The organism is Endozoicomonas sp. ONNA1 (assembly GCF_024606325.1).
In the GTDB taxonomy this organism is placed as follows: domain Bacteria; phylum Pseudomonadota; class Gammaproteobacteria; order Pseudomonadales; family Endozoicomonadaceae; genus Endozoicomonas_A.
The window spans coordinates 1-4,726 of record NZ_JAHHPN010000561.1; the positions used below are offsets into that span (position 1 = coordinate 1).

Genomic DNA, 4,726 nt, shown 5'->3' on the forward strand with positions numbered 1-4,726 from the left:
GGCTATCAGTGCCTCTTCGATTTAACGATTAACAAGCCCGTTATGGGGAGGCTCGCGTCTCTGTCGTCTGGCTGCCCACTGAGAGTGCTCTCAGCTCAGCCCTCAGGGTTTCAATCTCTCTTTCCATAGCCGCCTTGTCTGTATCGAACTGTCTGGATTGAGCCGCCAAGGTATTGACTTCATCCTCTTTCGCTCGCAAAAGAGAGCGGGTCTGTTGCAAGTCATTCTGAACTTGAGAGAGTGTCTTTTTTTTCTCCAGGAGTTCAGGCCCCTTGACCCTAAGCAAATCGTGTGCATGATTCAGCTTTCTCAGCAAACGAGCGTTTTGACTTTCTATTTCAGACTGTTGCGCTTCTTTGGCTTCAAGCATTGTGGTCTTCTGGCGTAACTCATTCTTTAGTGGCTCAATCTGTCTGGATAGTGCAGCATTTTTTTGCCGGTGTTCGAAAATGGCATGATTAAGATGATTTATTTTTTCCCGATCTCCTGATAAATCGCTCTCCAGCTTGTCAGCCCGTTCGGACAGCGCAGCTTTTTCTTCTGCGAGTTCCTTTTTGGTATTGTGATCAGCATCTAAACGACGTTGTTTTGCTACTTTAAGTCGGTTCAGGAACTGGACCTTTTTTGATAGGGCATCAATTTCTTCCGTGAGTACCTGTATGGTCTCGTGATCAGCATCTGTGCGACGTTGATATGCTGCTATAACTATGTTCCGAGCCTCAACCTTTTTGGATTCGGCAGCTTTTTCTTCCCGGATTATGTCAAGGTCCCGCTGCATCTCTGTTGAACGACAATTAGCTTCTCGCAAAAGCTTCTCTAAATTCATGACTTTTTCATCGACACGTGCATTTGTATCCTGCTTGCGCTGTGCTCTTATCAATTGTTTTTCGCTATTTTCAAGCTGTCGTTGCAATTCTTGCTGATCCTGATCCTTATGCTCACGTTCTAGCGCTTTCTCATAACAGGAAATATTGCTTGCCAATGAAGTTTCAGCCTGCCGTGCAGCATCCAGAGCAATAAAGAGCTGAGTTCGGAACTGTAAAAGGCGTTGGTAATCCTCCTGAATGCGTTCATCCATTTTCTGCAACTCAGCCCAGATTTCAGCTTCTCTGTCCTCGGCAGGCTGTCGCGAATCGGTTAGCGTGCTCCAAAGACTACCCATCCGGGATGAAGACGCCACTACCGTTCGGGACTCCAGACTTTTACCACCATTCAATAAAGGGCAGTGCACAGGTGGGTCAGGTAACTCTGCCACTGTCATACTTGTACGCATAATGCTTAGTGTCTCTTTAAGAGCACGGCATTGACGCAACAAATATTCCGCATTACTGCCCTGATGGTTGCTGAGCACCTCTGGTGTCATCCCAACATCTTGATTAGCCAAAAGTTCTGTGACCAATGAAGGTCTTGCTGCTGATTCGAGTGGACTCGCCATAGTAATAATCCCTTTACAAAGTTCAACAATTCATTAACCGTTTGACTGTGGTCAGCACGACTTGTTCCCCTGTAAGATCCCGAATAACTTTCCTGTTAGCTATTCCGACAAAATTTCTCCAGAGAATTTCTCCAGCCAATAGAGAAAACCGACACTCTCGCCTCAGACTTACAACAAATTTTCTGTAATATTCATTTCCTCAAACACCGCATTCAGAGCTTTTTAAAATATGCACGGGGAACTAAATGAACAGACAATGATCGAAGATTAAAGCTATCTGAAATTCAACGACAGGAACAAAAGATATGAACGGAATCACACCACCTGACAGACCATATAACCCATATAATCTGCCATCAGCCTATCAACTGCCGACCGAAGACTGTCCTATTTGTATCGAAGCTTTTGCCGGAAAAGACGTCAGGGTTACCAAGCCATGCAAGCATATGTTTCACGTGACCTGCCTGGAGCTCTGGCTGTTGGAGAATACATCCTGTCCTCTATGCAGAACCAGTCTCTGGGAAAGAGAAGTACGACCAGCGCCTGCCATGCCCGGTAATCCTGGCCTATTGAACCAGCAGACCCTGGGTCGGGCCTTAACCTCTTTGTTATCAGCTATGGCCAGTTGGGCGGGATACCTCTGTCCAAACTGGTTGGTAACGGTTTTAAACTTAGTGGGTATACAACCAGTGCCTGCCAGCATCAGTAATCCTGACCTGCCAGAAAATGCCTCATTGGACCATCAGGCCCGGGATCAAGCCCTGGCAGCTCTCATATCAGCTGCGGCTAATCAGACGGGATACCCCTCTCCAGAGGAGGTGGAAACGCTTCTGAGTTTAAGGGAATTACTCACAGCGCCTGCCAGCATCAGTAATCCTGACCTGCCAGAAAATGCCTCATCGGACCAGCAGGCCCGGGATCAAGCCTTGGCAGTTCTCTTATCAGTTGCGGCTAATCAGACGGGATACCCCTCTCCAGACACCATAGCAGAGGCTATAAGTTTAGGTTTTCTGAGGGACTGATTCCGTCACCTTTGCAGGCACCTTGAATAATCTGCCATACTTTGGAGCCCAAACAACCAGGTGAAATGGTCCTGCGCAAAAGAGACACAGGCACCCAACGATTGATGAGAGCAGCATTAACATGATTGACAAATCCATTCCCCTCACTGACATTCATCGTCATCTGGACGGTAACATTCGTCCCCAGACCATTCTGGAGCTGGGTCAGCAGCACAATCTGGAGTTACCCGCCGATCATCTGGAAGCGCTGATTCCCCATGTCCGTGTTATGAGTAATGAGCCGGATCTGGTGAGTTTTCTGGCCAAGCTGGACTGGGGAGTTAAGGTTCTGGCGGATTACGACGCCTGTCGTCGTATCGCCTATGAGAATGTCGAAGACGCCCTGAATGCTCAAATTGATTACACCGAGCTGCGCTTCAGCCCCTACTACATGGCCATGACTCACAACCTTAACCCTGAAGGTGTGGTAGAAGCGGTAGTGGACGGTGTGCAGGCAGGTAGCCGTGATTTTGGGGTCAAAACCAACCTGATCGGTATCATGAGCCGCACTTTTGGCCAGGAAGCCTGCCAGCAGGAGCTGGATGCCTGTCTGGCCTTCAAAGACAAAATGGTCGCCATTGATCTGGCAGGTGACGAGTTCGGCAAGCCGGGTGAGCTGTTTGTTGATCACTTTAAACAAGTTCGTGATGCCGGCCTGAATGTGACCGTTCATGCTGGCGAGGCAGTGGGCGCTGAAAGCGTATGGCAGGCTATTCGTGATCTGGGGGCCACACGAATTGGCCACGGTGTCAGAGCGATTGAGGACCCGGCGCTGATGGATTACCTGGCTGAGCACTGCATTGGTATTGAGTCCTGCCTGACTTCAAACATTCAGACCAGCACCTTCCCGAGCATTGAAAAGCACCCGCTCAAAAAATTCCTGGAACACGGCGTTCTGGCCACGATCAATACCGATGACCCAGCCGTAGAAGGCATTGAGCTGCCTTATGAGTATGAAGTGGCGGCTCCGTCTGCCGGTCTGTCTGCGGACCAGATTCTGCAGGCTCAGGAAAATGGCCTGACAATAGCTTTCCTCAGTGACACCGAGAAAGAAGCACTCAAGGCCTCCAAACAGTGAGCCTCTTAAGGTTGGGTTTTACTGATCCGACCGTCAATGCTGATCCGGCGCCTCTCTGGCTATTTCGTTACCAGAGGCTTTTCCCTCAGCAAAAGCTTTAGCATTACTCAAAGTGGTTTTGGCAATCGCCATCAGCGCCTCTTCGGTAAGAAAGGCCTGGTGGCCGGTAAAGATCACGTTGTGACAGGCTGAAAGGCGTCTGAAAACATCGTCCTGAATCACCTCATCGGACAAGTCCTCAAAAAACAGCTCCTGCTCGTTTTCGTAAACATCCAGCGCCAGTCCACCCAGTATCCCTTTTTTCAGAGCGTCAATCGCTGCCACTGAATCCAGCAGTTTCCCCCTGCTGGTGTTCACCAGTAGCACCCCGGGTTGCATCTGGCTAAATGCGTCCTCATTGATTATGTACTCGTTATCTTTCGTTAAGGGGCAGTGCAGGGTGATCAACTTGCTCTGTTGCAACAGCTGATTCAGAGCAACATAGTCTCCGCCCAGTGCTTCAAAAGCCGGGTTCGGGTAGGGGTCGTATCCCAGCAGTTTACAACCAAAGCCTTTTAGAATGCGGGCAGCAGCTATACCAATCTTGCCTGTGCCAATGACCCCCGCTACACGACCATGGAGGTTAAAGCCGGTCAGCCCCTCAAGTGAGAAGTTGGCATCCCGGGTTCTCTGGTAGGCTTTATGGGTTTTTCGATTCAAGGTCATAATCAGCGCAATGGCGTGCTCTGCCGTGGCTTCAGGAGAATAAGCCGGAACTCTGGCTACCGTGATACCCAGCTCTCTGGCCGCGTCCAGGTCCACATTGTTAAATCCGGCACAGCGCATTAGCAGAAGTCTGATATTATACTCAGCCATGACACTCAGAACGGGCCGACTGAGATCGTCATTAACAAAAGCACAGACTGCATCACCCGTCCTGGCCAGGTGAGCGGTTTTTTCATCCAGGTGAATATCAAAGTATTCCAGTTCCAAGCCGGAGTCGGCATTGCACAGGTCAAAGAATTCACGATCGTATTTTTTGGCGTTAAAGATGCAGATTTTCATGATCGGTTCAGGTTCCTTTTTTCGCTGGCATGAGCAGTAAGCAGTCATGAGCTATAGGCTTCTGGTTAAGAATCATAGCGGAGTTTTTGATTGAAAATAGCCTTTCTG

General features: G+C 49.2%; 4 protein-coding genes. 2 read left to right on the forward strand and 2 right to left on the reverse strand.

The annotated features are described in order from the left end of the window. Nucleotides 1-40: 40 nt before the first annotated feature. On the reverse strand, nt 41-1,435 hold the full coding sequence (locus KDK19_RS12835; RefSeq protein ID WP_257292119.1) for a hypothetical protein: 1,395 nt from the start codon (nt 1,433-1,435) through the stop codon (nt 41-43). Nucleotides 1,436-1,740: 305 nt separating this feature from the next. Between KDK19_RS12835 and KDK19_RS12840 the strand changes: the two genes are divergently transcribed. Together KDK19_RS12840 and add are read left to right on the forward strand one after the other, a co-directional pair. Beyond that, on the forward strand, nt 1,741-2,457 hold the full coding sequence (locus KDK19_RS12840; protein ID WP_257253058.1) for an RING finger domain-containing protein: 717 nt from the start codon (nt 1,741-1,743) through the stop codon (nt 2,455-2,457). A 121-nt stretch (nt 2,458-2,578) separates the two neighbouring features. Next, nucleotides 2,579-3,574: an adenosine deaminase gene (gene add, locus KDK19_RS12845; protein WP_257253057.1), complete on the forward strand. Its 996-nt coding sequence runs from the start codon at nt 2,579-2,581 to the stop codon at nt 3,572-3,574. Nucleotides 3,575-3,607: 33 nt separating this feature from the next. Here the strand turns inward: add and KDK19_RS12850 are convergent, their stop codons facing one another. Next, on the reverse strand, nt 3,608-4,618 hold the full coding sequence (locus KDK19_RS12850; protein WP_257292120.1) for a 2-hydroxyacid dehydrogenase: 1,011 nt from the start codon (nt 4,616-4,618) through the stop codon (nt 3,608-3,610). Nucleotides 4,619-4,726: the final 108 nt, after the last annotated feature.

Coding starts and splice junctions, on each gene's coding strand:
- KDK19_RS12835 (WP_257292119.1), bottom strand. CDS start 1,435: ATGGCGAGTCCACTCGAATCAGCAGCAAGACCTTCATTGGTCACAGAA.
- KDK19_RS12840 (WP_257253058.1), top strand. CDS start 1,741: ATGAACGGAATCACACCACCTGACAGACCATATAACCCATATAATCTG.
- add (WP_257253057.1), top strand. CDS start 2,579: ATGATTGACAAATCCATTCCCCTCACTGACATTCATCGTCATCTGGAC.
- KDK19_RS12850 (WP_257292120.1), bottom strand. CDS start 4,618: ATGAAAATCTGCATCTTTAACGCCAAAAAATACGATCGTGAATTCTTT.